Genomic DNA, 26869 nt, shown 5'->3' on the forward strand with positions numbered 1-26869 from the left:
TTGCCAGCGCATTTAGATTTTGCGCTCTGAGTTATAAGAGACTTGCACAGGTCAATATTGCGGATTGGCCGGCGGATACAGATTCTTGGACCATATGACAGATGCCGTCATTGAGGCCTATGGGCCAACCCTTAACGAGGCGTTTGAAAACGCAGCGCTTGCACTAAACGACACAATGGTTGACGTAACGACGGTGAAGCCCATAGCTACCTTGGAACTGTCGGTGCAGGCAGAAAGCCTTACTGAGCTTTTATTCGAGTGGCTCGACAAGGTCATGCTTGTTCTTCTCGTCGACAGATTCGTGATGTGTTTGTTCAAAGTCGAAATCGTGGAAAAGGACGGAAAGTACTCGCTCCACGGAAAGGTTTCAGGAGAGCCGCTTGACCTAGCCAGGCATCCTTACAAGGTCGAGATCAAGGCAGTGACCTACCACGAAATGTCTATTGACAGGAAAAAGGGCGAGACTACAGTTCGCTTTCTGCTAGATCTCTAGGAAAGAAACAGGCCTTTACGACGCCAGATATGTGGGCATAAAAACTTTTTATACTATTATCTAGGAGCAATTGCGTCATGAGTTCATCTCACGAGCCAATCAAGGTAGTAGCTATAGAAGCTTTGGAGAAGAGAGGAGTCGATGTCCAGAAACTAATCAAACTGCTCACAGCAGGGGTGGGCGCCGAATTCACCACGTACTACTACTATACCATTCTGAGGATGCATTGCACCGGCCTTGACGGCGAGGGCATAAAGGAAATCGTAGAAGACGCAAGAATAGAAGACAGAAACCACTTTGAGGCGATGGTTCCTCGCCTTTATGAGCTTGGCGGAAGCCTCCCGCGCGACATTCGCAAGTTTGCAGACCAGGCCGGGTGCCCGGACGCCTATTTGCCTGACAACTGGCAGGACCTGACTTCCATAATGAAGGTTCTGCTTGAAGCAGAGCAGTGCGCTATTCGCTCCTGGTCTGAGGTTTGTGATCTGACCGCAAGCGGCAAGGATCCGCGCACCTATGACATTGCCCAGAGGATCATGCAAGAGGAGGTAGAACACGAGGCTTGGTTTATTGAGCTGCTGTCAAAGAGACCTTCAGGCCACTTTAGACGCAAGTTCGCTGGCCAGTCTCCACACACAGGCGCTCAGGGCAACCTGATACACCTGTAGATTTTTCAGGTTCCTTTCCTTTTCTTTTTTTCACGTGTCAGCAAATACCGCTGGAAAGCATCAAATGTTTGGGAATGGTTTCTTGGCTCATGACTTTGACCATGATTTGCCAAAGTGAAGAACTTGCAGACGGTAAAATGAAAAAGTTTCAGATAGGCCAAGTTGAAGTTCTTGCCGGCAGGATTCACGGGAGGCTTTTTGCCTGCAACAATACATGTCCTCACAGGGGAGCGTCCCTGGCGCTTGGGCATATCGAAGGTGATAACGTTGTATGCTACATGCATGGATACGAGTATAACGTCTTTAACGGGCGTCTCGTCAAAATGAAGTCCTGGAAAAAGGAAGAGACGTGGATGGAGCAGAGCCCCGCTTGGCGACAGTCGGGCGACCTAGAGTCGTACGACATTATCGAGCAGGACGGCGCAGTGTACATCAGGCTTGACAATCAAGGCGCTCAGTTGAACAAATAATATTGAAGTCGGAGTAGATGAGTCGTGGTGGTGAAAAAGAGAAAGCCGGTCTTGCTTGTGGACGACACGCACGATTCGCAGGTTGCCAAGACGCTGCTGTCGGAGCAGCAAGTCGAGTTTGTCGAGTATCATATCCGAAAGTTTGAGGAGAGCTGCTGCGGCGAACTGCCGACCACGAAAGCCCCTTCCATCTTCGCCCCCGAGGGACTTTACAAGGGCCTTGATGGCGTTCGAGAATTCCTACAAGCGAAGAGGAATACCAATGAACGACAGGAAGTAGAAAGCGATAGCGCCTACTGGTAGGTTTACACTCGATGGTTCCCTAGAACCATTGTTTAGGATGGGAGCAAAAGTGGGGTTTCACCCAGTCATGACACTAGAGGACTTGAAGAAGGGCATTCAGAGCATTCCAAAGTAGGCTATAGCAAAAACCGGGATCGAGACACAGCGCATTTCTCAAAGATTCCAATATCGGAATCTGGCAAGCAGTTCTTCGGGCCGTACTGAAAGTGTCAGCAAAAACAACCGAGAGCGGTAGAATTGCCTAGTACTTTAAAACCTACTTTCGGTTTGCGGCTAACATGGAGCAATTTCAAAACCTTCTAGCAACTGCCGCCCTTTCGGCGCTTGGGACGTTGGTCCTAGCCCATGTAATTCGTATGTTCGTCTGAGCATACTTCGTTTTCTTTTTTTTCAAACCACTGCAGCCGCGGGCTTGCTTACTGCTCAGGCGAGGGCTGGCAACCAAACTGTGTATAAGCGACGGATGTGTATAGATCAGTATGTCATCTGCTGAATTTCCGCAACCCGAAATCGCATACAGTTGTGACAAATGCGGCGAGCTCTTTGATTCAGAGGTCGATGCCCAGAAGCACAACCAAAAGACACACACTGGCAAAGTGGAGAACAACGATTCTGACCGCGGTTTATGACGCCATTAACGGCCCACAAGCCAAACCATAACATCACACCAACAGGTTTAACTGGCATGCACCCGATGAGGTAGTGCACACCAATTTCGGGGCTAGGCTGCACCTGGCGGCATGAGTATGTCCGGCTTCGGTTCTTGAAAAGCTGGTTCCCCTGGCCCTTCTCAACGTTGGTGATACAAGGATAGAGGCGTCAGCCAAACCGGTCTTCCCAATCTGATCTTTATGTTGTCCTAGGCATTGCAGCCTGCTTTTTTGCGAAATGCTCGCCTATTGCCTGGAACTCTTTCATGAACGTAGCCATGTCGTAGTTCATGGTATGCAGAACAGAGCTCCAGAATGTGACTTGGCCTACTATCGCACCCAGCTCTGCCAGCTCCTCGTTTGTTGCACCATGCATTTGAGCGGCTCCTCGATGGAACGTCTCACAGTATGGGCACTTCAAAGTTGCCGCCACCGCCAAGCTGATTAGCTCTCTGTTCTTTGGCGAAATTTTCGACTGTCCCATCATGTACGTTTTCATGATAGGCCACATTTGCACTAGAACGTCTTGCGGCACGCCGTCAAAGAATCCGGGTACGCTGCCAAACGTGGTTTGTATCTCATTTATTGTTTCCTGATAATTCATCAGGTATCGATAAGGGGCGCTTCTAGTAAGCATGGTAGTTGCCGACAGGAGTGGTTCTAGCGTGGATGCAAAGACATTCTAGAATAAGGGGCTGTCCGGCGGTATCAACAAAACGGAGGCGCTAACTGACTTTGCCGACATCTTTGAATCAGGCAAAAGACTTTATCATGCAGCTAGTCGGCCAGGCCCAGAGCACCGCGATTAATTTGATAGCCCACATTACACTAGCCAATGAATTAGACTAGTGTATGCCCAAGCTGCAACGCAATAATTACTGTCAACTTCCCGGGCCAAAAGTGCGGCGACGGCATCGACTAGCGCTTTGGGTTTTCGCTCATCGGTTCTAGAACCCCTCCAGTATATCTAACTAATGCCTAAATACGAGATTTGTCAGTCTGAAGTATAGCGGCAGCCATTTCTATTAAGAGAAGCAGGGGCAAGTCCAAATGTCTGAACCACATCGAACCAACGCCCCTGCCTGCACGAATTAACGTGCAGGTTAGCTATCAAGAACCCATGTTAATAACCGTGAAGCGAAGCACTTGAGACAAACATTGGAAGTCCGCTTACTGCAATCTTGACGCTGAATATTGGCTAGTTGGCCTTGTTCGATAGGAATGCGTGCTCGAAATAAGCTTTAGTCGCCGGTTAAGATTAAAAGCACTGAATGACAGGAGTAAGCCTAAATAGAACTGTCCGAGATTTCCTGCACGGAAAAGAAAGACGCGTTGAATACGGAGACTATTTTGATGCTTCTCAAAACCATTGTTCAAGTGACTGGCTCTTGCTTTCCACGGCCTTGTGCAGTTTGTCCAGAGTTCCGGTGACCCTGTCGGCTGAGAAGCCCATCTCGACACACAAAAAATCAATCAGTTTTTCGCGGTTTGCCTGGCCGAACGCAATCGATATTGCATCTCGTGGCTGCTCGCTTTTTAGAAATATATCGCGGATTTCCTGATACGGCACCTTTTCCAGTTCATCCTTAATCTTTTCAATCGCCTCAAGGCGACCGTATTGCTTGACAAGTTTGAGCGCGGTCTTGGGGCCTATGCCCTGAAATCCTCCAGGGTTAAAGTCGGTGCCTATCAGAATACCCACGTCAACCAGCTGCTCGTGCGACAGGCCGACTTCATTTAGAACGTCGTCGTGCTCTATCAGTTCAGGCTCGACCTCTACGTATGAGCTCTTGTTGGGCACCTTGCGCCTGCCGCTGATTGCCAAATTCCTTACGAGCTTTTTGGCTCCAAAAAGGATAGAGTCGTAGTCCTGGCTGGCTGCGCAGTAGGCAGCCCCGTTTCTCGTCAGTTGCGCAGCGGCTGCCTCGCCATCCGCCGGTGCCTGAACCACCGGAATCCCGAGGAGTTCGCAGAGCCGTTTCGATTCCTCAACCATTCGCGCTGTCAGGATTGCAGTTCGCTTTCCATACTTTACTGCGTCTTCCTCTCTGCCTTCTTCTACCGCAAGCCTGTATTTTTCTGCCGCCTCCTGCTTCATCTTGCTTCGCCTCTGGATCTCATGCGTTTTAAGCTCGTGTGCTTGGCCGTCGAAAACGTACAGGGGCCTGATGCCCTCGACAAGCAGGTTAATGTTCCTGTAAAAAAGGCCGCTAAGGTGGCTTGTAACGTCACCTTTGCTGTTCGTCAAGAGTTCTCCCGTCGGCCCGCGAATAATGGACAGAAACTGGTAAATCGTGTTAAACGCGTCTATGGCAACTACCTTGTTTGTCAGATCAGCTAGCTTTATCGGTCTAACAGAGTCTCCTAGCAGCGGTTTTAGGTCAAGGCCCATGGAGCTGTTCTTGGGAGCCTCGAAAATTTCTGTCTTTGCGTTTACTTGGTGTAGTTTCGCAAGGTCTGCGCAAGCCACGAGACTTCCTCCGCCGATTTGGCAAGCCTCCCGAGCTTCACGCAGTCTCGGATGTCCTTTGACTTTAGCTTGTTCCATACCGCATCCGGCACCGCGGCGGCAACCTCCGGCGAAATTCCCTCTCGCTTGAGGATGTGCGCGCATACTTCCTGAAAACTTGCAAAAGAATACTGCCGGAAGTAAAGGACCACGAAGCGAGATAATAGCGGGGTAAGCATCCTATCGGTTCCATTGCTTGTCGCAAAGACCCATGTCTTTAGCTGAGTGTTTCTGGTCCTCTGGTACTTGGTTTCAGAAACTATGCCGGTTTCCATCAGGCTCAGAAGCGCAGTCTGGTCCTTCATCGGCATGTGCTCGATTTCATCCACGATAAGATATCGCGGTCTTTTATCGAAAAGATAGTCTATCATGCCTGACTTGGTGCTGTGGCTGCCAAGTGTAAAATACGATCGCTCCAGCTTCATGCATTCTAGCATGAACAAGGTCTTGGCCGATGCAGGCGGCCCGACCAGAAGTATGTGGACCGGTTTTTCGGAACCAAATGACATCTGAAAAAGACGTTTGACATCGTCATAGCCGATAATGCTATCAAAATCGACGTTCTTTTCCGAGCCGACCAGTGACGTGGTATTTTGGAACTCAGCCTGAACCTCTCCAGTTTCGACCTCTTCGACTCCCACCGGCAAATCATCGCGCGCCATACTCATAGCCCCTGTTCTGTTGATCGATACTGCCTTTACGGCTTCCTGATAAATCAACTGTGCAATCCGGTTTACTTTTCTAGACCTTGGTTGACTTGAAAGCCGCGAATTGCAGCGATGGTGTCACTCCCCAACTTGATGGTAAAAGCCGCGGCATCGTCCGAAGGTATTTTTGATAATTCTTCGAGGAATTTGGCCTTGTCCCTGGTCCGTTCGTACATTCCTCCAGATTCCTTTATGCAAAGCGGGAACTTTTGCATCTTGACCCCACTTGCCTGAAGGTGCCGGACGAAATTCCGATACATATCGGTGTCATACCATTCCCCGGAACGTTCCTCGCAGTACTTTATCCAGACATCGATGGAATTTTGAAATAGCGCCTGGGCGCGCAGCTGCTCTAGGGTCATGTTAGCCTAACCAAAGTCTGCACGTTTCATTTTGGAGCCGCATCTGGGACACGCGCCACCCCTATACTTGTGCCCACAGGCGATGCAAACGTAGTTAACGCCGCCCCCGAGCATCCCTCCAAACCCTCCGCCCCCGCCCATACCCATCTTGGCAAGAGCCCGTTTGCGCATATAATACGAAAGCCCGATGAAAATCCCAACGGCAGGTATGATGCCCCACCAGCCGAGGAAATAAGTTAGAACGAAGCTTATGGCAAGGGAGGCCATGATCCATACCAACTGCTGAGCCATCCAGTTCAAGAATACCATAACTGATCCCCTTGTTCTTTTATTAAGTTTTCCAGAATGGGGACCCTTAAAAGCGAATTTTGCTGTCACGCTAATTAACCGGTGGCTACAATCCTATAGGTATTGCAAAAGAACCCTGCTGTGGCCGCCCCGTCTCTGTTTCTCCTCTGCGAGTCATGCCGCTGGTGCGCCACGTTCTTTGACAAGACCCGCGCTTCAGACCGATGCCTAGAGTGCAAGGGCTCGTTTCTTTCCAGCTTCCCAGTGATGCCCGATGAGGCATTCATATTCAGCTACTCTGAGAAACACGGCGTCGAGCTTGACTTTGTCCCAAGAAAAAAAAGGTCCAGCTAGGACTGCTCAGCGGAGATTTTGACGTCAAGGGCACCGCCGTTTCTGTCATACGCCGCTATGTCTTTGTCCTCGTAGGGGAAGCAGATGATGACAGATACATATCCAAAAAAGTGATTCAGGTCTTCAGGGGACGGCTTGTTGGATGGTCCCGGATGAGAATGAGCCATTCCTATGTAAGAACCGTCTGAGGGCAGCTGGTAGACTGGAAAGCCCGAGTAGTATGGACCGCTTATAGCGAACGGCGGTATTACAAGGCCAGTTACAAGTATGCGATTTTTTTTCCCTTCAACCTTGCCCTGTAGTATTAGCACCGCTTCGTTTGGATGCTTTGTCTTTGAAATTGTAATAATGCCGTCCGCGGCAGTCCTACTTAAAATCACATCCCGGCCGCGTCTCTCCGCCGGCTGGTTCGAGCCTTGCAATCAACTAGCTCTTGGTGCCGTGATCAATTTTAACATTAAGCAAATTTTCATGCGGGCTTCGAGATAATCGCGCGAGAATTTTTGTCCTAGATTCTGCTTGACGCGTCTTCTAGGTCTAAATCATCTTACTGCAGATAGGGATAATAACCTGCCGTGCGCATAGCATTTGTAACCTGATGACAAAGAATGTTTCTGGCTAAAGACAGTCCAAAAATTATTCTCCGAAGGGGCAGCGTCGGGAACGACTCAGACGGAACGCCGTTGCTTATTAACCACCGTGGCGAGGCCTACCGGGTAAACGATACGGCGGTTTCATTGTGGAATATGTGTAACGGCATAACTTTTGATGATTTGTTTCATGAGGTTCTTAGAATTTCAAGCGGCGATCAGGAAGATGTTAGAAAGTCCCTCGGCAAGATGATTCAACAGCTCCGCAAGATCGCAGTAGTCGAGCTCAAGGAATTAAAATAAAAAACCCTCAGGTCTCTCGCAGGCCGCAAATTTCAAAAGCGAATGCAATATAGCCTGCAATTCTGCCGCCTCGCCTGTACGGGTAAAAGTTGGCGGTCTCTTTCGGCATCAATTCATGCTTTATCATCGCAGCCTCTTCCTTTGAAAGCGAAACCCTCGCGAGCCTTTCTTGCAGAACATTCGACCAAGGGAGCTGCGGAAGCGGATTTTTTATGTTTGCAATTATCGCAACGACTCTGTTTGGGTTCTGCCTGTCAAGCACAACCGAGTAAGAAACGTCCTCTTTGTCTCCAAAAGGGTCGTAGACACAGCAAGGGTCTATCTGAATATACTCCCTCAGCCTGTCCCGCAGCACATCGGCCAATGCTGATGCAGTGGCAAGGTCTGAAAGCGAGAGGGACCTGACCTCTTCTACTGTCGGGATTCTAACCGAGGTTGCCAGCATACTCATTGCCTTCAGGATGACTGCACCTGAATATAATTTTATTACAAATAAAAAACGCATAAATGACAAGGCGATAACAAGAGTCGCTGAAAAGGGCCGGGGTACCCAAGCTAGGTAAGTCAACTTGACCCTAATAGGGGTCAGCCTCGAGATCACATACTTTGACGTGCCAGCTGATGTCCTTCGGGACTCGAGGGTTCAAGTCCCTCTCCCGGCGCCATTTACAACTCGGGAAGAAACAAAATTATTCTTGAAACGCTTGATCTCTCCTGCAATGAAGAGTCTAGACGGAGCTGACCAAAATATGATGTACAGTCTTTCTCTGAGCACCGTATATGGTTTGCAGAGACAGGGAACTAGTGCCTGAGCTGTCTTTCCGAGAGCCATCTTTCTGCATCGATGGCAGACATGCACCCAAATCCCGCGGCTGTTATGGCCTGCCTGTACCTGTGATCGTGCACGTCGCCCGCAGCAAAAACTCCTTCCACGTTTGTCCTTGTATTGTTCTTGAGCACGATGTAGCCCTTGTCGTCTAGTTCTATCTGGCCCTTGAAAATCGAGGTGTTTGGCTCGTGACCTATGGCAACAAAGATTCCGCCGGCGTTCACAGTTCTTTCTTTGCCTGTCTTGATGTCCTTTATTAGCACGCTTGAAACCTTCGAGCTGCCTTTGATGTCGGTGATCGCGTTATTCCAGATAAATTCAATCTTGGGGTTCTCGAGGGCCTTTTCCTGAAGAATCTTGCTGGCCTTGAGCGTGTCTCGGCGGTGCACTACCTTGACAGACTTGCCGAACTTTGTAAGAAATGTCGCCTCTTCCATGGCAGTATCTCCGCCCCCGACCACGACAATGTCCTCACCTTTGAAAAAAGGGCCGTCGCAGGTGGCGCAGTATGATACGCCGCGCCCCCCAAACTGCTGCTCTGCAGCGATGCCCAGCTTTCTTGGCGAAGCGCCCGTACAAATAATGACAGCTTCGGAACTGTAGGTTTCAGAGTGAGTGGTGATTGTAAAGGGCCGCTTTTTGAAATCGACCTGAATGACCTCGTCGTCAACGATTGTCGTCCCAAACCGCTCGGCCTGCTGCCGCATATTCATCATAAGTTCAGGCCCAAAAATGCCGCTTGGAAAGCCTGGATAGTTTTCCACTTCACTAGTAGTCATCAATTGTCCGCCAGGCAGCGTCCCGGATATGATTAGCGTCGAGAGCTTTGCGCGTGAAGTGTAAACGCCTGCAGTGTACCCTGCCGGCCCGGAACCGATGATTAGCACGTCAAAATGCTTGCTGTCTTTGGCGCGATCTTGACCGTCTTCAGGCAAGTCCGTCCGGAAATGATCCGGCGCCGACTAATAATCCGATCGCCATCGTAATATTCCTGCATGCCCGCCACGCGCATTTTACTGATTACTACATAGCATAATGAAAAAAATCAGGCAACAAGACATAATGTTTACTGTTTTTCAAACAAAGCCGCAATGGCATTGTATGTCGCGAGCACGCCGGAGTGATACGTGCAGAGGGATTTGGATATAAGTTGAGCGTGAATCAGCTCCTCCTGCCAGTGAGCATTGAACAGCCTGCAGTTTGAATTTAAACAGAAAGGCTCGCCATCCAATAGGCTGTAAAAGACGGCCTGAAGAGCCATGCCTGCAGCCACTGCGTCAAGCCTCGAGTCACCAACAGACAGAAACCTGCCTCGGATTTTTCCTTCCGCGTCCTGCTGCGAGGAGCCTCGCAGCAGGTCAAAATAATATTCCCTTGGCCTGGCGGGTCCATCAATGATGCCCGGAATGGAGACAAGCGACGGGATAGAGCAGAGAACGCTTCGAGCGTGGTACCTATAGTCGTCTTCATCGAATGTGAGGACGAGCATGTCTGAAATAATTATGTGCAGGTGTTCGGGCGAGGGTTCGGAATCCGAGAGGAGGCTGCCCAGCGTCCTGAGCAGTTGCCATCCATCGTACATCTGGATGCCATGCTGCCCTGCTCTTTCTCGGGGTTGGCTCTCGAAGGGTTTTTTCGTATCGATTACTGCAGCGCGGTCCAGACAAGACTGCAAGTACGGACTCAGACTGTGCGAGCCCAATACCGCCGGCCGAATGTCTATTGGTGAGTATGGAAAATACCGTTCAAGTTCGGAAGCTACCTGATTGATTTCGACACCCGCACTCTCTGCTGCCCCGTAGAGGTGGATGAATTTGAAATTCAATGCCGATCATGCGGAGCTGGTCGAATCAGGGTTGCACAAAAAGTGAAGGGGTGAAAAGCTGGGCAGGATATCTATCTTGCCTTGAGCCTGGGCGGATTCGGCGTTTCCTTCAGTTTGCCAAGTGCGACTTCAGCTGCTCTCTTGCCCGACAGGAGCATAGAGCCAAACGTGGGTCCCATGCGGGGAAGGCCATGGGTCTCCGTCACCGACATTCCCGCAGCAATCAGCCCGGGGTAGACTTCGCCGGTATTGTTCACCACCGCGTCCTCGCCTCCCTCCACCCACATCGGGTCCATGCCCTTCCACTTCACGTAGCCTCTGTCCATCAGTCTTTTGACCGCGACTGAATCGTGCCCGGAAGCGTCAATAACAATCTTGCTTTCCAGTGCCACAGGGTCTACGCAAGTAATGTTTCTCGGCAGAGCCGAAACCGGCATCCAGTTGACGACAACGCCGGAAACCCTCTTGTTCTTGAGTACAAGATCGTCGAATTTTGTCAGTTGCAGGAATCGAACTCCTGCGTCGCATGCAGCCGCAATAAGTTTAGAACATGCGTGCGGACCCCATGTGGCATACAGCCCTTCAGAAATCTTTCTGTAAGGCACTCCAAGCTCATCCCAAATCTTGTGGGCTGGTGCTCGAACGGTAACCGGATTCATCATGTATCCTCCCACCCAGTAGCCGCCGCCAATGTAATTATTCTGTTCAACTATGAGCGTCTTTATTCCCGACTTTGCAAGATCTCTTCCCGCAGTCAGCCCGGCAGGACCCGCGCCGATAATTATAACGTCTGAATCCGTATACTCTGTCATTGTCTCATGAAACATGTCTGCAATGGTCCGCGTGATCTCCTTCTCGCTAACGTCGGCGAATATCTTTGTCATTGTAGGCAAATCACCGCGGCTACCTATTAATACATTGTCTAAGCGACGCTCAGCCGAAGGTCTTGATGAAATTTGAATAAGCGCGCCTGATGCCGCACTTGACAGGCGGGCTCTTGAAACCATAAGCGCTGATGCATTCAGAATCTTTTGCGTTCCCCTTGCTTGCAGCGGCGCGTACAACATCTAAAATTACGTTTCCTGCGTTAGGGCCGTCACTTGTCCGCAAAGTGAGATCCATGATAATCCTGCTTCCGAGAAATCCCTCGCTAGACATCCAGTAGTAACTGTTGCGTGAATCGCCGAGAAAGTCGGTATACTCGGTTGTGCCAGCGACGGATTCGAACTTGTACGGGGCCTCCATTCCTATAGAATCGGTCTTCATTTCACGCTTTTGCATTTTGATGTGCTCGTCCATGGTACGCTTTGTCTCCAAACTTCCACCCACGTCGAGCTGGTAGCTCTTTGTCACGTGGACTCCTCTTTCAACCATAAAGTCGATCATCGCCTTGTGAAAGGCGGTTCCGCCAAATTGGCTGAGCAGGTCGTCACCGGCTAAAACCAGTTTTTCCTTCCGGAACTGTTTTCGAAGAGACGGGTTCGAGGCTACGGATGCAGGCGTAGCATTCACAAATGAAGCGCCACTTTTCAGAGAAATCCTTGCATACTCTGAACTGGTCTTGTCCATGCCAGACGAAATGAGGCTGACTACAACGTCTGCTCCCGAGTCCTCTATCAGCTTTCCCATTTCCTTCGCACTAGCCGTTTTCACTTCAAGCTTTTGTGGAGCCTCTGTGTCGAAAACGTAGCCGGGGCTTATTTCAACCTTGGAGTCTTTCAATTCAAAGGATCTGTCAGGATATAACGCCCTGTGTGAAAGCGGTTTGCCGACCTTGGCCGGGTCGATGTCAAATGCGGCCACTACCTTCAAATCGGATGGCCGGAATCCGCCGATCTTCTCGTGCCAGAGACCTATCTTGTTTTTTGGGTTAGAGTAATAGGCCAGCCCCTGGATGAAGGTGCTGCCAACATTTCCGATTCCCACGACGGCCAGTCGGGCTTCGCGCATGCAGGTGCAGCATCAATGAAGTATAGATTTAATCGTTTAGAAGACAATGGAAAGAGCTGAATCTTCAACAATTCAAAAGGTGCGTGAAAAAGCGCTAAGGCTGGTCCTTTGGCGGGACCTTGCTTACCGCGTTGCCGCCGCGGACTTTTCCGTCAATCTTGTCGATAAGACCGAGAATCGCGCTCTTGTTTGCATTGAGGTATTCCTGGCCTCTGTCATTTAACCGGATCTTGTAGAGCCGGAGGTCGCGGTGCTCGTCAAAGAACTGCTCTACCATCGCACTGCCGTGTTTGGCGGGATTAACGAGCTCATCAAAGCAATCAAGGGTTGAAGCCAAATCTCCTCTGCTTACGGATTCTCTGGCCCGTCCCAGGACCTCGCTGATGTCTTTAAGCTGCTGCATTGGCGCTGAAATCTGTCTGCTGCTAAACAGACCGGTCCGCTTCGAAACCCCGACCTTTTCGGCAATTTCTTTGGTTAGCTCGTAATACTCGTCCTTACCCGTAAAGCCCTTCTTCTGGATTTTTCTTACCAACCCCTTCATGGCAAGGCGCATCAAGGCGTCTTCTATCTCTGCCTTGTCCATCCCAGTAACCCATACTATCTTGCCGACGTAATCGTAGCCCTGCCTGATTGATTCCAGTACAACGACCTCTATGATTCTCCTGAAACCCTCCTCCGCACGAGCGCTCTCAAAGTCGCGGTCCCGCACCGCCTTGCGCGCATTTTGAATGTCAATTTCAATAGAACGCTTCAGGGCATCTAGGCCTTCGTCAACCCTGCCATTGAGTGTCATATAACATGCCTTGTTGTACCAAGACATGCCGTCGTTTGGATTAATATCAGTGGCCTTATCGCAACACTCGATTGCCTTCTCGTAGTTCTTGAGCTTGTAATAAGCAAGTCCCTTGAGATTCCAAGCCTCAGCATTATTGACGTCTATTGCAATCGCCTTGTCGTATGCCGAGACTGCGACTGGATATTCACCCAGGTGAAAATGCGCATAGCCTTTCTTTATCCATGCGTCAACATAATTCGGATCCTGTCTAAGCGCCAGTTCGAAGCTGCGCACTGCGTCATGCATCTTCTCACTCGACATGTAATTTAGACCCTGCTTGTACAGGTCACGCTTTTGATAATCTGCTTCAGAATAATTCGACTCGAGCGAATCTTCGGAAGGTTGATCTGCCTTCTTGGCGTCCCTTCCAAACAACCTGCCCATTGCTCAAAAATTACCTTTCGGAAGATAAATAGATTATGTTGCCCGAAAATGCCACCATTTACAAGTCTTTTTTAACCGCCAGAGCAATCTTCAGGCATGGTCGGATCCGAAAACCAGCACGGAAACAACGTAGAGTTTAGAATTCTTGATTACACCGTTGACGGCAGCGACACGGTCTCCTTTGTGCTCGAGGATCGCACGGTGGTTAAGGTGAAAGTAGGGATCGAAAGGGTCGGCGTGGCGACTAATTACCGCAATCCAGACGGCTCTCCCCACTACGCAGTGAATACTTCGGTAAAGCTGTACATAATTCCGAGCGAGAGAAAGTTCACTATTCCAAAGTCTCAGATCCAGGGGCAAATCCCTGAAGCCCTTCCTGGGGGAAAAGAACCACCAAGCCACATAGCGTGAGCCAAAAGCAATTGTTGCTCTCTGTTATCTTCTAGAGCCGAACTGGTTTCCTTTTTTATCCAATACTAGCGCGCCCTTTGCAATGAAGATGCGGCTTTTCGCAAGTTTTCTTGCGGCCATAATCATTGCGTCTGGTATGTTGGGCGCGTTTTATTTTACCGGAGCCCACATATCTGCCGCACAAGTACAGCGGCCGGTCCTCACGGTATCGCCAAGGGTGGTACCGCCTGGAGCGACTATTCACGTCACCGGCAGCGGATTTGAGCAGCAGTCAAGCGTGAGCGTTTCCCTTGCAAAGGTTCTGTCAAACACGACTTTTGAATCTGGGAGCGCGTATCTTGTTCGGAGCCCCGCCGCCGCGGTTTCGCCAGGGGTTTTGCCAACGTCCCTACAGGCAAAATCGAGCGGAGGAATCTTGGGCAATGCGCTTAGTGCACTCTCGAATCTGTTTGGAGGGGCAGTACCCGGTACAAACAACAGTTCAACACCCGGCAGTATATCGAGTGGCAACACCTCCAGCACCACAGGCAGCACGTTCGCTGACAATTCCACGCTACCAGTAGCTTCGCAACATACCCTGTTTGTACTCCAAAGCCAGCCTGGTGCTTCAAGTAACGCCACACTATCCTGTCAAAATCAGACGGTCGTGCAAGTACCACTCAGTGCTTCCGGTGTCACGGTCGCCAACGTTCCATCCGGAACCCAAATCGATCAAAGCTGTTCAGTCACAATTGCGAGCACCTCGGGACCAGTTGGGCAGAATTCTACCTTTAGCAACGTAACTTCGCCACAAGCGGGAATCGCGCTCTTTAGCAAGGTCGTCAAATCAAACAGCCTCGGTGGATTTAGCGGCCAGGTGCGAATTCCGGCTGCAGCCGCGGGCGAGTTCGCGGTCCTGGCCCAAGGTACAGGGGATGCAAACGGATTTGCGATCGTAAATGTCCGGTCAGCAACAACCGCTACTCCACCTCCAGCTGTGACGCCACCAGCTAACCAGACTTCTAGTGCAAACCAGACGGCCTCCTCGAGTTCTAATTCTTCTAATGCCACGACAACTAGCACAAACACCACAAGTCCGGTCTCGCCTCCTGTGCAAAACAATAGCGCGCCCCCGACTACCCAATCTACACCTCCTGCCGCAACCTCAAACGCCGCAGGCAATTCGTCATCCGCAGCCAACTCCTCAAGCAGCGCCTCTTCAAGCTCGAACAGTTCCGCAAGTGCAAACGTCCAGGTATCTGAGAACGAGCTTCAACCAGGCTCACCTGTTGCAGTATCTGGCTCCGGGTTCAGGCCCCAGGTCCCTGTGCAGGTGTTTATCAACAATGTCCAGATAACGAACATCATCACCAACGTCCAGGGTTCTTTTGACACAGTCATCGTGGTTCCGACAACGGTTAATTCTGGCAGCGCAAACGTTGTCGTCAAGGCCCAGCAAACCAATATCTCAAAGCAGGTCACAATCGTGCAAGCACCACCATCTGGAACCGTCCAGCACACGTTAATCACGTTCAATGCTGTCCTTGCATCAAGCGGAACCCAAGCTCTCAGCGGCGCACCGGTTACGGTTCTTGACTCAAGCAACGGACACATTGTCAAGAAAGGCAAGACACCACTAGAGATCAACGACCTTCCAAAGGGAACCTACTCTGTGTTCTATTCTGACTTTGGAAGCTATTCGTTTGTCTCGGCGGCCCCTGGAAAATGGACTGCGACAAACAATGGCGGTGCCGGAATAATCGCGGTGTCCGGTTTCAAGGACATGACCATAACTGCAATGTACGCTAACAAGCCTGCCCCACCTCCTGCGCCATCACCAGTAAAGAGCAGCATGACGCTCGCAGCCCAGGACACCTCCGGAAATCCAATGCCGGGCATGTTCGTAACAGTCTATAGCTCAGATGCCAGCCAGATTGTGCAACAGGGCTACACCACGATGAAAGTAACCGGACTGCTTCCTGGAACATACCCTGTGTTCTTTGCGAACTTTGGATCGGCCGTGTTTGCAAGCGCATCTCCCGGTGCCTGGGTCCAGACTCCGTACGGTGGAGCAGGACTGGTAACTGTGCCCGACGATGGCCAGTCCCACGACATAGCAGTGACGACGGTGTACCAGGTAAGTCAGACCACCATTCAGGAACAGCCTTCAATACAGGCACCACTGGACCTCTCCGGAACCATCTACACTATCACGGCGAATACGACCCAGCCTTCCGGCCCGCAGGTGATCTCTGGAACTTTCCACCTCAAGGTGTCCAGTGACAACCCTGCCCAAGCATCACTGTCGGCATACATGGTCTCCGCTAACGACGATGCCAACCCTAATGTCTCAATCGACTCCCAAAGTAGCAGAGACCACCACACGCTCCAGATAGTTGACTTGAAGCCATCTGCAGCCGGAGCGATCGGCCCTAACGCCTACGCAATCGCCGGAACGGCAGACCTCCTGGTCGATGGAACCAAGTATGCAAGCAGCGAGAAAGTGCTAGTTACAGTGTCCGGAGGAGATGACCTGACTCCGACTAACGTGCAGATAATCTTCCAGGGCAAATCACCTGACTCTGCTGCAAACAGGTTAGACACTCTTTACGGGGCGGTAGACCTAGGACTAAAGTAAGAACTGACGCATAACTGGGCGTGCGACTGCGCCCACCTTCCTTTTCTTTGATTTTGTGTTAAAGAAACTTTAAATCATATTCAAAAAGAGTCTAAGCTGCGGCCTGTCATGCGCGGTCTTGCTCTGATAAAGCTCGGTGGCTCTATTGTAACCTTCAAAGAGCGAGCGGTAGCCGCTAACGAACATTCGATAGCCAAGATCTGCTTGGCGCTTAGCCAAATTACTAGCGGGGCTCATCGGCGTCCCCTTATCGTCGTTCACGGCGGGGGCTCTTTTGGACACTACTGGTCGGTTAGATACGATATGCATACAAAACCATCTGCCTACGATCCACTCGGAGTCGGAATAGTACACGACTCGATGGTCAGGCTAAACGAGATAATCATAAACAACATGCTCCAGAAAGGAATCCCTGCGTACTCGGTCCCGCCATCCGTCTTTACTCGTGCAAGGGTGCCAATTGCAGACCGCATCAAGGAGCTGGCGGCAATGACTGCCAGCGTCGTGCCCGTGACTTTTGGCGATGCAGTCTACACCGATGCGAAGAACTATAGCATCTTGTCCGGCGATTCCATCATGACGATTCTTGCAAAGGCACTCAGGCCGGAAAAAGTGATATTCGTGACAAATGTTGACGGAATTTACGAGGATCTGAAATCCGGCAAACTCGTGGAGGAGATAATCACGGGCAGCAAATCCTCGGACCGCGCAATAAACTTCTCAAACCTTTCTGGTGCCGATGTCACGGGGGGCATGCAGCGCAAGGTAACCGAGTCGCAGGAAATCGCATCACTTGGAATTGACGTTCACATCATCAACGGGCTTGAGCCCCAGAGAATTGTCGATGCCATCGAAGGAAAGAAGGTAGTTGGCACTATCGTCAGGCGAGGGAGCAGGTGAGAAGTTCTGCCCCCCGATACCTCGAACATTTCGGACGACATACGGATTATCAAGGAGCGAAAAAGGGACGGAATCGAGATCCCCCTGCACAAGGATGTCCAGTCAAAGGCGATTTCCACTTATCTTGAATGCGTCAGGCTGGTCCACAATGCCTTGCCGGAAATAGACCTCCAGGATGTAGAAACATCTGTGACGTTTCTTGGTCACCGGTTTTCTGCCCCGCTTGTAATAGACTCTATGACCGGGGGTACCGACGAGGCCACTGTCATAAATGGGAGGCTGGGCGAGTTGGCCCAAAAGGCCGGACTTGCCATGGGGCTTGGCAGCCAGCGCGCGGGGCTAAAGAGTGAGGAACTAGCCTCGACCTACTCGGTGGCCCGTAAGAATGCCCCGGACGCATTTCTAATCGCAAACATCGGCGGTGCCCAACTTGCAGCAGGGCTGGGCATAGATGAAGCCCGGAAAATCGTAAAAATGATTCGCGCAAACGCCCTTGTGGTGCACCTCAACCCTCTGCAGGAGCTCGTGCAGCCAGAGGGCGAACCGCGCTACAGGGGAGTGCTTGGAAAGATTTCCGAGCTTGTACGAGAAGCTGGCGTGCCCGTTATTGTCAAGGAAGTGGGCGCCGGGATATCCCGCGAGGTTGCTATAAAGCTGGAGATGGCCGGCGTCTCGGCGATAAATGTAGCCGGCGCTGGCGGCACCTCGTGGGCGGGCGTTGAGAAGGTCCGAGCAGATGCAGTAAACAATGAGCGCAAGTCACGTCTTGGAGGTCTGCTCTGGGACTGGGGCATCCCGACTGCGCTGAGCCTCATTGAGGCTCGCAGAGCGGTAAAGGTTCCGCTGATTGCGTCCGGCGGCCTGCGCAACGGTCTGGATGTGGCCAAGTGCGTCGCGCTCGGTGCCACGATGTGCGGAATGGCTCACCCATTCCTCTTGAGGGCTTCTCAATCGGGTGCAAGCCTCGAATCGTTTGCGCAAGAAGTTCTGGACGAGCTGCGCGGCATAATGTTTCTCGTGGGGGCCAGAAATGTTACTGAACTTCAGCGCTCAAGGTATATATTGACAGGTGCTCTAGCAGAGGAGATCAGCGTCCGTCCATGAGAACCAGCGGAATAAAGGGCGAAATGGAGGCGAGTGCTTCTACCGTTAGCGATTTTCTGTTGTCACAACTGGCCGGCAAGCCCAAGGAGCTCTACCAGGCGTCTGCTCACAACATAAAGAGCGGCGGAAAGCGGCTGCGCCCGTTTATGGTTATCAAAAGCTGCGAACTTCTGGGTGGTTCACTGAGTCGAGCACTTCCCGCCGCAGCTGCAATTGAGCTGGTTCACAATTTCACTTTGGTCCACGACGACATAATGGATAACGATGACGTGCGTCATAATTCTCCGACCGTTCACAAGTTCTACGGACTTCCGCTTGCCATACTTGCGGGCGATATCCTGTTTTCAAAGGCCTTTGAGATACTTGTCATTCACGGCAGGAAAAATGGCGTCGCCGCCGACCGGATTGGCGAGATGACCTCGAGGCTGGCGGTGGGTTGCACCGAGGTTTGCGAAGGCCAGGCGACCGACGTAGGTCTGGCATCGCAAGCCAAGTTTCCAACCGAAGCCGAATACATTAGCATGATAGGCAAAAAGACGGCGGCGCTCTTTGACGTCGCCTGCAGTCTGGGTGCATTGTCCTCGACATCGAACCTTGATCAGGACGTGCAAAATCTCTCTGCATTTGGAAGGCACATTGGAATTGCCTTCCAGCTGGTCGATGATCTAATTGGAGTAGTGGGCGACTCCAAACTGACAGGCAAGGCCGCCGGCAACGACATACGGGAGGGCAAGAAAACGTTTCCAATAGTGCTTTCGCTGCAAAAGGCAAAGGGCGACGACAAAGACAAGATCCTGAAGGTGCTAGGTTCGCATAGTGCATCGCCCATCGAAATTAACGACGCCGTGCGGGTCGTTTCAGACCTCGGGATCGAGAAAAAGGTCAGGGAAGAAGCCAAGAAGCACATGGCGCTGGCGCTAAAGTGCCTTGGCAGTTATGCACGCTCCGATGCGAGGGACTCGCTGGAACTTTCTGCCGAATTTGTTGTTGGCAGGAGCCTTTAAGTCGTATGTCTTCAGATGGCGAGCTCGGCCGCCTTCTTCTAGCAACTGCCCTGAAAAACGCCGTCGAGCACTCTGGCAAAGCACAGTTCGAAGCCGTAATGGCGAAGGTCATTGGTGCCCGACCTGATTTGCGCTCGACGATAAAATCGATTATTCCGGAAATTAGGGCCGTCGTTGAGAAGGTCAACTCGATGTCTCCCGGCGCGCAAAAGACCGAGCTAGAACAGTTGACACCTGCGGCAACAAATGCCTCGCAGCCAACACAAAAGAGCACAGAACCGCGTTCCCTTTCTCCGCTAAACGGCGCGGTAAGAGGACAGGTTGTTACCAGGTTCCCGCCAGAGCCCAACGGGTACCCTCACATCGGTCATGCTAAGGCTGCCATCATTGACGAAGAATATGCACGGATGTACGAGGGGCGACTTGTCCTGCGCTTTGACGATACCAACCCTGCCAAGGAAAAGTTGGAGTATTACGACGCCATCCGAGAGGGGCTTGATTGGCTTGGAGTAAAACCAGACGCCGTCAAGAACACCTCGGACGACATCCAGATACTTCAGAATCTTGGAAAAAAAATGGTCGAGGCCGGCGGGGCATACGTATGCACGTGCGACGTCGAGACTATTCACGCGCTTCGAGCCAAGGGGCTTGCCTGTCCCTGCCGCGATGACGAGTCGGCAAACCTTGAGAGGCTTGACATGATGTTTGGCGGTCGATATCAGCAAAACGATGCCATAATCCGGTTCAAAGGCAATATGGCAGACGATAATACTGCGATGCGAGACCCGACACTGTTTAGGATCATAGAGGGAAACCATCCCCTGCTCGGCGACAAGATTCGGGTCTGGCCTACCTATGATTTCGCCGCGCCGATTGAGGACAGTCTGGACGGGGTTACCCATGCAATGCGCACCAAAGAGTATGAGCTAAGGAACGAACTGTACTTTGCGATTCTAGATAGGCTATCGCTGCGAAAACCGCAAATGATCGAATTTTCGAGGCTGGAATTTGAGGGAGTGCCTGTTTCAAAGCGCAAGTTAAAACCACTCATCGAAAATGGCTCGGTCTCAGGGTGGGACGATCCTCGCCTTCCTACGCTTGCCGCATTCCGCAGACGCGGGTTCAGGCCCGAGGCCATCCGCAAGTTCGTTCTGTCGCTTGGGATAACGCTTGCCGAGACAAAACCGCCCTTCGAGGCACTCGAGGCATACAACCGAAAGTTAATTGACCCCGTCGCTCCGCGGCTCTTTTTCGTCGAAGACCCGATTCCCGTTGAAATAGAGGGTCTTGAACCGCGAAAGATAACGCTGAAAAATCATCCGACGGACGCCTCACTCGGGACGCGTGAATTGAACATCAGTTCTAACACGGTTTTCATTCAAAAGTCCGACGCAAGCCGACTTCGGGTGTCCGACGACGTACGTCTAATCGAACTCTGCAACATAAAAGTCACTGAAATCGAAGGGGGTAGTGGGGCTGTCAAGGCCACCGCTGCCACCTCTCAGGAAATCACGCAGGCCATGCCAAAAATACAGTGGGTAGCAAAGAATGATATACTTGATTTTGAAGTTCTTATGCCTAAGCCTCTGTATGCGGGTGAGGAGTACAACCCAAACAGCCTACAGGTTGCATCCGGATTCGCCGAGTCTTATGTTGCAAGCCTTGGAGTCGGATCGATCCTGCAGTTTGTAAGGTTTGGTTTCTGCAGAATCGACAGCAGAAACAGGGCAATCCTGACTCACAAATAGAATGGCCAGATGGCGGTCGGGTAAAGACAACATTGAAAATAGCAAGGATCAAGAGCAAAGATGTTAACGGGACTTATGCGCTGATATCGCCAGATGAAAAACACCTAGTTACACGTTCCGAGATCCAGACCCAGACAAGCATACCCATTCCTCTGAGCGTCAAGGAATTCATGTTCGGGGCATGGCTCGAAGAGGTCAAGAAAAACGAACACCGGCTAAAGTATGTTCATAAGATTCAGGATGTCGAGCTGCTTGCACCCATACCAAACCCTCCAAAGATAATCTGCCTTGCCTTCAATTATTACGATCACGCACGCGATGCAGGTCTTACGCCTTCTGATGAGCCGGTGATATTCATGAAGCCAAGGACAGCGCTGAATGAGCCGTACAGCGATGTCATCTGTCCGTCATTTGTTACCCGTCTGGACTATGAAGCGGAGATAGGCGTTATAATAGGCAAGCACACAAAAAAGATCTCCGAGGAGGATGCACTTTCTTCCGTCTTTGGATATATGGTGTTTCACGACGTCTCGGCACGCGACATCCAGTTCAAGGACAAGCAGTTTACCCGCGGGAAGGGAATCGACTCGTTTGCTCCATGCGGGCCATGGATTACGACCAGAGAGGAAGTGCCCGATCCACAGAACATAATGATTACAACAAAGGTTAACGGGGAGACAAGGCAAAACTCTTCTAGCTCGAACATGGTCATACCCATAAGGCGAATTATTTCTGCGCTGAGCGTCACGATGACGCTGGAGCCAGGCGACATTATCTCCACGGGCACGCCTGCAGGGGTTGCCATGTCCATGAAGGAACCGAGGTACCTGAAGGACGGCGACGTGGTCGAGATAACGATTGAGCGCCTTGGGACTATCCGGAACAGGATAGTGTTTCGGTAAGAATAAAGCAATCCGCGGATAATTGTACTGACAGCTCAATGGCCGGTCCAAAGCTGATGGCCGCGCGAACATTCTTTGCGCGCATGAACGAAGGGAGATCCTTGTGGCTTACTGATGCTGAGCTTTTAAAGGCCTGTGAGCAGTTCTTGGTCGAGGATGGATTTGAGAAGCTGGAACTTGAAAGGCAATTTGAGACTGAGCACAGCAGGTTTGTTTCGCCGGTCACCGGCATTCGAAATCTATCAGGCGGCGAGACTGAAATCCTTGCCACTTTTATCCGGCCCCGTATTGACAAGTATGAAGTATCGCTCCAGTCCTCAATCGAATCTGCGCTTTATTCAGTAGTGGACAACTATAGCGCCGAACTGGCGCTTGTGACGGACTCTCTTTCTTATACTGCAATTACTCGAAACCCGGAGCTGAACGTGGAATTTGAAAGCCTTATGGACGAAGGTCTGCTTTTGCTATTCCTGAACGGGCGTTCCGGGCACGCCAAGTTCGACGCGTTCAGCAAACTCACGTCTCCCGTGGCTATCGAGGATTAGGGCCGGCCGGCGCTCCTTCTTTGGCGTCGAGCTTTTTTCTGAGCGCCACGACCTCTTGCTCAAGAGACCTAGCATAGTATTCATACGACTCTGCCAGCTTTGCGCGGATATTTGCAAGCTGCATGGACAGGTTCAGGGCATCGAGGCAGGTCTCTAGGGAGCGCTCTGTTGCAAAGCTGTTCATTGCCTTTCCAAACTCGTCAAGAATCTTTCGCTGCTCGTTGCTCTGTTCGTTTATGGTCTGCGTCAGCTGGTCGACCTCAGAAGTGCCTTTCCTTCCTCTAGGCCACTGCACCATCTGAATACTTCACTGATCAAAACGGGATTAAAACCTGCCCATCGGGCACGGGAATGGCAAGCGAAAGACCCAAGACCCGTGACCTGGCGCGGCGGAGAAATATCGGAAACTGTAGAATTAATCCATATTGGTGCTGGATGGCGACAGGCGCGAAAGGGTGATTACTGCGATCATAATCGCTGGCTTGTTTGGCGGGCTGGTCGGCGGGCCTATAGCAAGCCTCTGGGATTATTACGCCCCGCCCGAACGCAGGTTCTACCTGTTCATAATACCCGAGTTTATCGGCTTTGGTTTTCTTTTCCTGATGGTCATTTACGGTCGGTCAAAGAAGTCAAAGACCTAGAGCACTATTCTGTCAGCGCGATTTGCTCTGACGTGGAGGCTGTTTAACGGGATTGGATGCACATTTGACGAACATCCACTCGTTCTGTTCCTTCGAACACGCTCGCGTTCCCGTTCTGAAACGCAGCTTTAGGCTACGGCAAACCCCAAGGACACCTGAAATGTCTCAAAATGTCGGAAAGCAAAAAACGAACATAGGTCGAAAGTCGAAGCTAGTCATCTCGACGGTTGCAGTGGCGGCACTGCTGTTCCTGGCGGTTGCGATTGCGAATGGAGGCCTAGGTTCAGCCCCTGGCGGCAAGTCTCCACCTGTGGACGGAGGGCAGACATCTCATCCTGCGATCAAGGGTCTCAGAGCTCTCGACAACGAGCACTGCGTCAACAAGCTTGGCGGACCTGCCCTATGCTAGAGAAGACCCTCTCCTTTCTTTTTTTCTGCCAAGCTGACGTTAGCCTTGGAAAGTGACGCGCCGTGCGCATTACTGGAAATGCGCACTTCTTTTCATTTATTTCATGAACAGGGCGGATTTATCCCACTACTTGAAGAGCAAGCAAGCAATCCTTTTATTTACCACGATCTGATTCTCAATTTCGTACATGGTCGTCGATAACAAAGGCAAGATTACGTACATTCAGATAATCAAGGAAGATCTCGCGGTTTTTCACGTGACGCCTGATTCAGGTCAAATCCCTGACTTCAAGGCGGGTCAGTTCGTAACGCTGGGCGCGTTTGTTCCTAGCGAAAAGAAGATTATCCGAAGGGCGTACTCGATAGCCTCGCCTCCGGAGCAGAAGAAGCGATTTGAACTCTACATCCGATGGGTTCGCAAGCCTCTCCCGGGTCGGCTTACCACCGAGCTTTTCAACAAGAAAGAAGGCGATGAAATTATTTGGGTAAAGCCGACAGGAATATTTACAATAAATGAAAAGATGCCCGACGGGCGTCCGGACAACCGCAGGCTGGTCCTCATCGGAGGTGGAACCGGGCTTGCACCCTTTATCTCTTACACCTTGCATCTAAAGGCCCAGAATTCAAAGCGCGAAATTGTGGTCCTTCATGGAGCCAGCTATGTCGACGAAATTGGATACAAGGATCTGCTAAAAGGCCTGGAAGAAGAAAGCCTCGACAAGGGCAAGGATGCCTGGAACTTTAGGTATCGCGCGAGCATCAGCAGGCCCCAGGAATGGTTCAATAGGTCATGGAGTGGTCAAACTGGGCGCGTAGAGTCGTTCCTCCGACCTGCAGCAGGAAAGGATATGTCGCCGCTTGAGGAACTTGTTGGCGAAAAGGTAACACCAGAAAACTCTTCGTTCTATATCTGTGGCTGGCAGGGGACTGTTGACGGCGTTCTTGAGCACCTTGTACCGAAAGGCTTCGTGACAGAGAGAAACAAGAGAAAGGACGGAAGCTTTGACGTCAAGTTTGAATCCTACGGCTAGTCGGCGACAAATCAGTCGGCCGACCCTTTTCATTTCTTAAATCCTTATATCACGTCTGACTATTGTTCTCATTAATGAAGTTTGAATTTGAAGAATTTGCGAGTGTCGAGGACGTTTTCCTTTACCTTGTTTCGGTCGCGCCATACATGAAACAGGTAATGCCTGTCAGTTCCTACAAAGGATACATTTTTTCCATCGTACCGCTCACCCCGCTTTCAGGTGACATTCTCATGATGATATACACACCGGGCAACCTTCAGCCCGGCCTTGTCGAATTCGACGTTTCTACCAAAAAGTTCCGCCCAGTTTCTGCTGTAGAGCGCGCGGATAGGAACTACTTTATCGTGCTCACGCCAAAAGTGGCCACATTGGCCGATACCGCCATTGCCGCGCTCAAGCAACAGGCCTAGCTAGAGTTTCGGCGGCAAGCTTGCCGTCACTGAACGCTTGCCCGAGTATCTTGCAACGATATCCTCCGGAACCTGTCCGTGGAAGAGCTCCTTTGACAAGCCCCGCAGGTACTTCATTATCGCCCAGGTGCCTGCCTTGATCAGCGCTGCCATAAAGATCTTCATGGCAGGCCCGTACGTCTTGTTCCTGATAATTATGGGTATAATGTCGTTAATCACCCGCAGGTTGTGCTCCCAGCATCTCCAGAACAGAGTGAATTGGGCCTCGTTAAGATTGCCAAAGTGCATTGAATTCTTTTCCGAAAAGTCTTGGTATAGGAGCGGCGCCACAAGCCCCCTCATGCCGGTCTGTCTAAAGTCTTCAATAAGGTCAATGGTGTACTGCGTCTCGTCGGGAGTCTCATCTGGCCATCCGATGATAAGCGTCAATGCGGGGAACCAATTGTTCTGATTCAGTATCTTGCAACCTTCTCTGACAACGGAGCCCCACTCTTCAGGCTGGAAAGGCTTTGTCTTTACTCCGAGATGTTTCTTGACCATTCTGGGAGCGACCGTCTCGACGCCCAAGTTAGTGGCGAGCCACCTTCCACCGGCGACGTTCATGCCGTTGATTTCAGACATCTTTCGAATCAAATCCGGTGAAGACGCCACTGCTGAGAGCGTCATATGTGTGGTTCCAACGAACCGTGCACCCGTGGACTTGAGCCCGCTCCAGAGATTAAGTATTGCATCAGCGTTTGGAACAAAGTCCTTGTTATCACATCCGTACAGCAGCATCTCGTCTGACTGAAGCCAAATGGAATCAAATCCATAGTCTAGGTTCATCTGGGCCTCCTTCTGGAGCCGCTCGAGTGGAAAGTCCTTCTTTGAGCGCTTGTTGACGTCGCAAAAGTCGCAGCCTCTGCCACATCCTCTCATCGCCTCAATAAGGGAGTTAACGGTAGGACCTTTCATGAGGGGGATGTTGTCAATGTTGCGGACAAAAGTGTGAAGCAGCTCGGGCGCCCCGCCTTCCTCCAGGTCTCTGAACAGATCCAGCGCCAATTCATCTGCCTCACCTATTACGACTGTGTCGATACCGTGAATTTTCATCCTGTCGGGTTTGGCCAGCTCCCACGAGCCATTGCCTCCCACGACTACCTTGAAGCCGTATTTCTTCTTGAGTTGGATGATTGAAGCGCACATTTTTTTGAATTTCATTGCAACGTACGAAAGTTTTTCCGGTGACATCGTGGTGGTAACGGGCGCCATACCTAGTGGATCCATGACATTGATGCCCACCACTTTGGTTTCCGGGCCGATGCACTTGGCTAGCATTTCCGGGTGGGCCAGGAATACCTCGTCGCGCTGGTACTCCTTCAGAAGAGCGGACTCGACACGACGGAGCCCACACTGCGCAACTTTGACCTCGCCGGTGCTCGCATCAGTCTCAACGCTTGGGCAGAAAAGTTTGTCAAAAACAAACTCGGGCACCAATTCATAGGGGCCACATGCTATAAACCCGTATAGAAAATTGCCCCTGTAATTTGTCATCAGGCTTCGGTCAGCTGTCAGGACGATCCGCTTGCCGCCAGATTCTACCATGATGTGCTAGCACTAATTCCTGTTTGGTAGGGTATAAAACC

General features: G+C 51.2%; 33 protein-coding genes and 1 tRNA gene. 20 read left to right on the forward strand and 14 right to left on the reverse strand.

What is annotated here, in order from left to right:
- The first annotated feature begins 85 nt into the window (after positions 1–85).
- The 5 genes from ABI361_00485 (at position 86) to ABI361_00505 (ending at position 2563) form a co-directional block, all read left to right on the forward strand.
- Positions 86–493 (forward strand): archease, encoded by a 408-nt coding sequence (locus tag ABI361_00485; protein MEO9319129.1) that lies wholly within the window; start codon positions 86–88, stop codon positions 491–493.
- A gap of 77 nt (positions 494–570) precedes the next feature.
- On the forward strand, positions 571–1161 hold the full coding sequence (gene dps / locus ABI361_00490) for a DNA protection during starvation protein (protein ID MEO9319130.1): 591 nt from the start codon (positions 571–573) through the stop codon (positions 1159–1161).
- A 101-nt stretch (positions 1162–1262) separates the two neighbouring features.
- Entirely contained in the window at positions 1263–1631 is a 369-nt protein-coding gene (locus ABI361_00495) for a Rieske 2Fe-2S domain-containing protein (protein MEO9319131.1), read from the forward strand.
- A gap of 30 nt (positions 1632–1661) precedes the next feature.
- Positions 1662–1934, forward strand: a complete 273-nt coding sequence (locus ABI361_00500; protein ID MEO9319132.1) for a hypothetical protein — start codon at positions 1662–1664, stop codon at positions 1932–1934.
- Between the two features lie 479 nt (positions 1935–2413).
- On the forward strand, positions 2414–2563 hold the full coding sequence (locus tag ABI361_00505; protein MEO9319133.1) for a hypothetical protein: 150 nt from the start codon (positions 2414–2416) through the stop codon (positions 2561–2563).
- Between the two features lie 220 nt (positions 2564–2783).
- Here ABI361_00505 and ABI361_00510 read toward each other — a convergent pair whose 3' ends face one another.
- The 5 genes from ABI361_00510 to ABI361_00530 all read right to left on the reverse strand — a co-directional run bounded on the left by ABI361_00510 (position 2784) and on the right by ABI361_00530 (position 6453).
- Positions 2784–3188 (reverse strand): carboxymuconolactone decarboxylase family protein, encoded by a 405-nt coding sequence (locus ABI361_00510; GenBank protein ID MEO9319134.1) that lies wholly within the window; start codon positions 3186–3188, stop codon positions 2784–2786.
- Between the two features lie 756 nt (positions 3189–3944).
- Positions 3945–4976 (reverse strand): flap endonuclease-1, encoded by a 1032-nt coding sequence (gene fen, locus ABI361_00515; GenBank protein ID MEO9319135.1) that lies wholly within the window; start codon positions 4974–4976, stop codon positions 3945–3947.
- Between the two features lie 41 nt (positions 4977–5017).
- Positions 5018–5755 carry a hypothetical protein gene (locus tag ABI361_00520; protein ID MEO9319136.1) on the reverse strand — a complete coding sequence of 246 codons (738 nt, stop codon included), beginning with the start codon at positions 5753–5755 and terminating at the stop codon, positions 5018–5020.
- 71 nt (positions 5756–5826) lie between these two features.
- Positions 5827–6162: a hypothetical protein gene (locus ABI361_00525; protein MEO9319137.1), complete on the reverse strand. Its 336-nt coding sequence runs from the start codon at positions 6160–6162 to the stop codon at positions 5827–5829.
- A 6-nt stretch (positions 6163–6168) separates the two neighbouring features.
- Positions 6169–6453, reverse strand: coding sequence for a hypothetical protein (locus ABI361_00530; GenBank protein MEO9319138.1), 285 nt, complete (start codon positions 6451–6453; stop codon positions 6169–6171).
- Positions 6454–6573: 120 nt separating this feature from the next.
- Here ABI361_00530 and ABI361_00535 point away from each other — a divergent pair, with 120 nt between their 5' ends.
- Positions 6574–6804, forward strand: coding sequence for a hypothetical protein (locus tag ABI361_00535; protein MEO9319139.1), 231 nt, complete (start codon positions 6574–6576; stop codon positions 6802–6804).
- Here ABI361_00535 and ABI361_00540 read toward each other — a convergent pair.
- Positions 6801–7184: a Mov34/MPN/PAD-1 family protein gene (locus ABI361_00540; GenBank protein MEO9319140.1), complete on the reverse strand. Its 384-nt coding sequence runs from the start codon at positions 7182–7184 to the stop codon at positions 6801–6803. The genes ABI361_00535 and ABI361_00540 overlap by 4 nt on opposite strands.
- A gap of 228 nt (positions 7185–7412) precedes the next feature.
- On the opposite strand from ABI361_00540, the gene ABI361_00545 reads away from it, so the two are divergent.
- Positions 7413–7697 (forward strand): PqqD family protein, encoded by a 285-nt coding sequence (locus ABI361_00545; GenBank protein MEO9319141.1) that lies wholly within the window; start codon positions 7413–7415, stop codon positions 7695–7697.
- Between the two features lie 7 nt (positions 7698–7704).
- Here the strand turns inward: ABI361_00545 and ABI361_00550 are convergent, their stop codons facing one another.
- Positions 7705–8148: a hypothetical protein gene (locus ABI361_00550; GenBank protein ID MEO9319142.1), complete on the reverse strand. Its 444-nt coding sequence runs from the start codon at positions 8146–8148 to the stop codon at positions 7705–7707.
- 89 nt (positions 8149–8237) lie between these two features.
- Between ABI361_00550 and ABI361_00555 the strand changes: the two genes are divergently transcribed.
- Positions 8238–8362, forward strand: a tRNA-Ser gene (locus tag ABI361_00555).
- A gap of 136 nt (positions 8363–8498) precedes the next feature.
- On the opposite strand, the gene trxB is transcribed toward ABI361_00555, so the two are convergent.
- The 5 genes from trxB to ABI361_00580 all read right to left on the reverse strand — a co-directional run bounded on the left by trxB (position 8499) and on the right by ABI361_00580 (position 13523).
- Positions 8499–9461: a thioredoxin-disulfide reductase gene (gene trxB / locus ABI361_00560; protein MEO9319143.1), complete on the reverse strand. Its 963-nt coding sequence runs from the start codon at positions 9459–9461 to the stop codon at positions 8499–8501.
- Between the two features lie 131 nt (positions 9462–9592).
- Positions 9593–10351: a DUF6775 family putative metallopeptidase gene (locus tag ABI361_00565; protein MEO9319144.1), complete on the reverse strand. Its 759-nt coding sequence runs from the start codon at positions 10349–10351 to the stop codon at positions 9593–9595.
- Positions 10352–10422: 71 nt separating this feature from the next.
- On the reverse strand, positions 10423–11235 hold the full coding sequence (locus tag ABI361_00570; protein ID MEO9319145.1) for a sulfide-dependent adenosine diphosphate thiazole synthase: 813 nt from the start codon (positions 11233–11235) through the stop codon (positions 10423–10425).
- A 49-nt stretch (positions 11236–11284) separates the two neighbouring features.
- Positions 11285–12301 carry a hypothetical protein gene (locus tag ABI361_00575; protein MEO9319146.1) on the reverse strand — a complete coding sequence of 339 codons (1017 nt, stop codon included), beginning with the start codon at positions 12299–12301 and terminating at the stop codon, positions 11285–11287.
- 94 nt (positions 12302–12395) lie between these two features.
- Positions 12396–13523 carry a tetratricopeptide repeat protein gene (locus ABI361_00580; protein ID MEO9319147.1) on the reverse strand — a complete coding sequence of 376 codons (1128 nt, stop codon included), beginning with the start codon at positions 13521–13523 and terminating at the stop codon, positions 12396–12398.
- A 96-nt stretch (positions 13524–13619) separates the two neighbouring features.
- On the opposite strand from ABI361_00580, the gene ABI361_00585 reads away from it, so the two are divergent.
- The 8 genes from ABI361_00585 to ABI361_00620 all read left to right on the forward strand — a co-directional run bounded on the left by ABI361_00585 (position 13620) and on the right by ABI361_00620 (position 22754).
- Positions 13620–13934: a hypothetical protein gene (locus ABI361_00585; GenBank protein MEO9319148.1), complete on the forward strand. Its 315-nt coding sequence runs from the start codon at positions 13620–13622 to the stop codon at positions 13932–13934.
- 82 nt (positions 13935–14016) lie between these two features.
- Positions 14017–16551, forward strand: coding sequence for a hypothetical protein (locus tag ABI361_00590; GenBank protein ID MEO9319149.1), 2535 nt, complete (start codon positions 14017–14019; stop codon positions 16549–16551).
- A gap of 108 nt (positions 16552–16659) precedes the next feature.
- Entirely contained in the window at positions 16660–17451 is a 792-nt protein-coding gene (locus tag ABI361_00595) for an isopentenyl phosphate kinase (protein MEO9319150.1), read from the forward strand.
- 48 nt (positions 17452–17499) lie between these two features.
- Entirely contained in the window at positions 17500–18555 is a 1056-nt protein-coding gene (gene fni / locus ABI361_00600; GenBank protein MEO9319151.1) for a type 2 isopentenyl-diphosphate Delta-isomerase, read from the forward strand.
- Entirely contained in the window at positions 18552–19559 is a 1008-nt protein-coding gene (locus tag ABI361_00605; GenBank protein MEO9319152.1) for a polyprenyl synthetase family protein, read from the forward strand. The genes fni and ABI361_00605 overlap by 4 nt, the downstream gene beginning before the upstream one ends.
- A 5-nt stretch (positions 19560–19564) precedes the next feature.
- Entirely contained in the window at positions 19565–21307 is a 1743-nt protein-coding gene (locus ABI361_00610) for a glutamate--tRNA ligase (protein ID MEO9319153.1), read from the forward strand.
- 32 nt (positions 21308–21339) lie between these two features.
- The gene (locus ABI361_00615) at positions 21340–22209 is read left to right on the forward strand and encodes a fumarylacetoacetate hydrolase family protein (protein MEO9319154.1); all 870 of its coding nucleotides are present in this window, start codon (positions 21340–21342) and stop codon (positions 22207–22209) included.
- A 38-nt stretch (positions 22210–22247) separates the two neighbouring features.
- Positions 22248–22754, forward strand: a complete 507-nt coding sequence (locus ABI361_00620) for a hypothetical protein (GenBank protein ID MEO9319155.1) — start codon at positions 22248–22250, stop codon at positions 22752–22754.
- Here ABI361_00620 and ABI361_00625 read toward each other — a convergent pair.
- Positions 22741–23052: a hypothetical protein gene (locus ABI361_00625; GenBank protein ID MEO9319156.1), complete on the reverse strand. Its 312-nt coding sequence runs from the start codon at positions 23050–23052 to the stop codon at positions 22741–22743. The genes ABI361_00620 and ABI361_00625 overlap by 14 nt on opposite strands.
- Positions 23053–23179: 127 nt before the next feature.
- On the opposite strand from ABI361_00625, the gene ABI361_00630 reads away from it, so the two are divergent.
- The 4 genes from ABI361_00630 (at position 23180) to ABI361_00645 (ending at position 25244) form a co-directional block, all read left to right on the forward strand.
- Positions 23180–23395 carry a hypothetical protein gene (locus tag ABI361_00630; protein MEO9319157.1) on the forward strand — a complete coding sequence of 72 codons (216 nt, stop codon included), beginning with the start codon at positions 23180–23182 and terminating at the stop codon, positions 23393–23395.
- 160 nt (positions 23396–23555) lie between these two features.
- Positions 23556–23804, forward strand: a complete 249-nt coding sequence (locus ABI361_00635; GenBank protein MEO9319158.1) for a hypothetical protein — start codon at positions 23556–23558, stop codon at positions 23802–23804.
- A gap of 187 nt (positions 23805–23991) precedes the next feature.
- On the forward strand, positions 23992–24834 hold the full coding sequence (locus ABI361_00640; GenBank protein ID MEO9319159.1) for a ferredoxin--NADP reductase: 843 nt from the start codon (positions 23992–23994) through the stop codon (positions 24832–24834).
- A gap of 74 nt (positions 24835–24908) precedes the next feature.
- The gene (locus ABI361_00645; GenBank protein ID MEO9319160.1) at positions 24909–25244 is read left to right on the forward strand and encodes a hypothetical protein; all 336 of its coding nucleotides are present in this window, start codon (positions 24909–24911) and stop codon (positions 25242–25244) included.
- Here the strand turns inward: ABI361_00645 and ABI361_00650 are convergent, their stop codons facing one another.
- Positions 25245–26777 (reverse strand): radical SAM protein, encoded by a 1533-nt coding sequence (locus ABI361_00650; protein ID MEO9319161.1) that lies wholly within the window; start codon positions 26775–26777, stop codon positions 25245–25247.
- Positions 26778–26869 lie beyond the last annotated feature (92 nt).

Source organism: Nitrososphaera sp. (assembly GCA_039938515.1).
GTDB lineage: Archaea > Thermoproteota > Nitrososphaeria > Nitrososphaerales > Nitrososphaeraceae > Nitrososphaera.

Excerpts from the sequence above, each read along its gene's own strand:
- ABI361_00505 (MEO9319133.1), top strand. The coding sequence starts at position 2,414 with ATGTCATCTGCTGAATTTCCGCAACCCGAAATCGCATACAGTTGTGAC.
- ABI361_00595 (MEO9319150.1), top strand. The coding sequence starts at position 16,660 with ATGCGCGGTCTTGCTCTGATAAAGCTCGGTGGCTCTATTGTAACCTTC.
- ABI361_00620 (MEO9319155.1), top strand. The coding sequence starts at position 22,248 with ATGGCCGGTCCAAAGCTGATGGCCGCGCGAACATTCTTTGCGCGCATG.
- dps (MEO9319130.1), top strand. The coding sequence starts at position 571 with ATGAGTTCATCTCACGAGCCAATCAAGGTAGTAGCTATAGAAGCTTTG.
- ABI361_00575 (MEO9319146.1), bottom strand. The coding sequence starts at position 12,301 with ATGCGCGAAGCCCGACTGGCCGTCGTGGGAATCGGAAATGTTGGCAGC.
- ABI361_00495 (MEO9319131.1), top strand. The coding sequence starts at position 1,263 with ATGATTTGCCAAAGTGAAGAACTTGCAGACGGTAAAATGAAAAAGTTT.
- ABI361_00580 (MEO9319147.1), bottom strand. The coding sequence starts at position 13,523 with ATGGGCAGGTTGTTTGGAAGGGACGCCAAGAAGGCAGATCAACCTTCC.
- ABI361_00590 (MEO9319149.1), top strand. The coding sequence starts at position 14,017 with ATGAAGATGCGGCTTTTCGCAAGTTTTCTTGCGGCCATAATCATTGCG.
- ABI361_00640 (MEO9319159.1), top strand. The coding sequence starts at position 23,992 with ATGGTCGTCGATAACAAAGGCAAGATTACGTACATTCAGATAATCAAG.
- ABI361_00530 (MEO9319138.1), bottom strand. The coding sequence starts at position 6,453 with ATGGCTCAGCAGTTGGTATGGATCATGGCCTCCCTTGCCATAAGCTTC.
- ABI361_00605 (MEO9319152.1), top strand. The coding sequence starts at position 18,552 with ATGAGAACCAGCGGAATAAAGGGCGAAATGGAGGCGAGTGCTTCTACC.
- ABI361_00645 (MEO9319160.1), top strand. The coding sequence starts at position 24,909 with ATGAAGTTTGAATTTGAAGAATTTGCGAGTGTCGAGGACGTTTTCCTT.
- ABI361_00550 (MEO9319142.1), bottom strand. The coding sequence starts at position 8,148 with ATGAGTATGCTGGCAACCTCGGTTAGAATCCCGACAGTAGAAGAGGTC.
- ABI361_00545 (MEO9319141.1), top strand. The coding sequence starts at position 7,413 with ATGTTTCTGGCTAAAGACAGTCCAAAAATTATTCTCCGAAGGGGCAGC.
- ABI361_00610 (MEO9319153.1), top strand. The coding sequence starts at position 19,565 with ATGTCTTCAGATGGCGAGCTCGGCCGCCTTCTTCTAGCAACTGCCCTG.
- ABI361_00585 (MEO9319148.1), top strand. The coding sequence starts at position 13,620 with ATGGTCGGATCCGAAAACCAGCACGGAAACAACGTAGAGTTTAGAATT.
- ABI361_00570 (MEO9319145.1), bottom strand. The coding sequence starts at position 11,235 with ATGACAAAGATATTCGCCGACGTTAGCGAGAAGGAGATCACGCGGACC.
- ABI361_00510 (MEO9319134.1), bottom strand. The coding sequence starts at position 3,188 with ATGAATTATCAGGAAACAATAAATGAGATACAAACCACGTTTGGCAGC.
- ABI361_00635 (MEO9319158.1), top strand. The coding sequence starts at position 23,556 with ATGTCTCAAAATGTCGGAAAGCAAAAAACGAACATAGGTCGAAAGTCG.
- ABI361_00520 (MEO9319136.1), bottom strand. The coding sequence starts at position 5,755 with ATGGCGCGCGATGATTTGCCGGTGGGAGTCGAAGAGGTCGAAACTGGA.
- ABI361_00625 (MEO9319156.1), bottom strand. The coding sequence starts at position 23,052 with ATGGTGCAGTGGCCTAGAGGAAGGAAAGGCACTTCTGAGGTCGACCAG.
- ABI361_00525 (MEO9319137.1), bottom strand. The coding sequence starts at position 6,162 with ATGACCCTAGAGCAGCTGCGCGCCCAGGCGCTATTTCAAAATTCCATC.
- ABI361_00650 (MEO9319161.1), bottom strand. The coding sequence starts at position 26,777 with ATGACAAATTACAGGGGCAATTTTCTATACGGGTTTATAGCATGTGGC.
- fen (MEO9319135.1), bottom strand. The coding sequence starts at position 4,976 with ATGGGCCTTGACCTAAAACCGCTGCTAGGAGACTCTGTTAGACCGATA.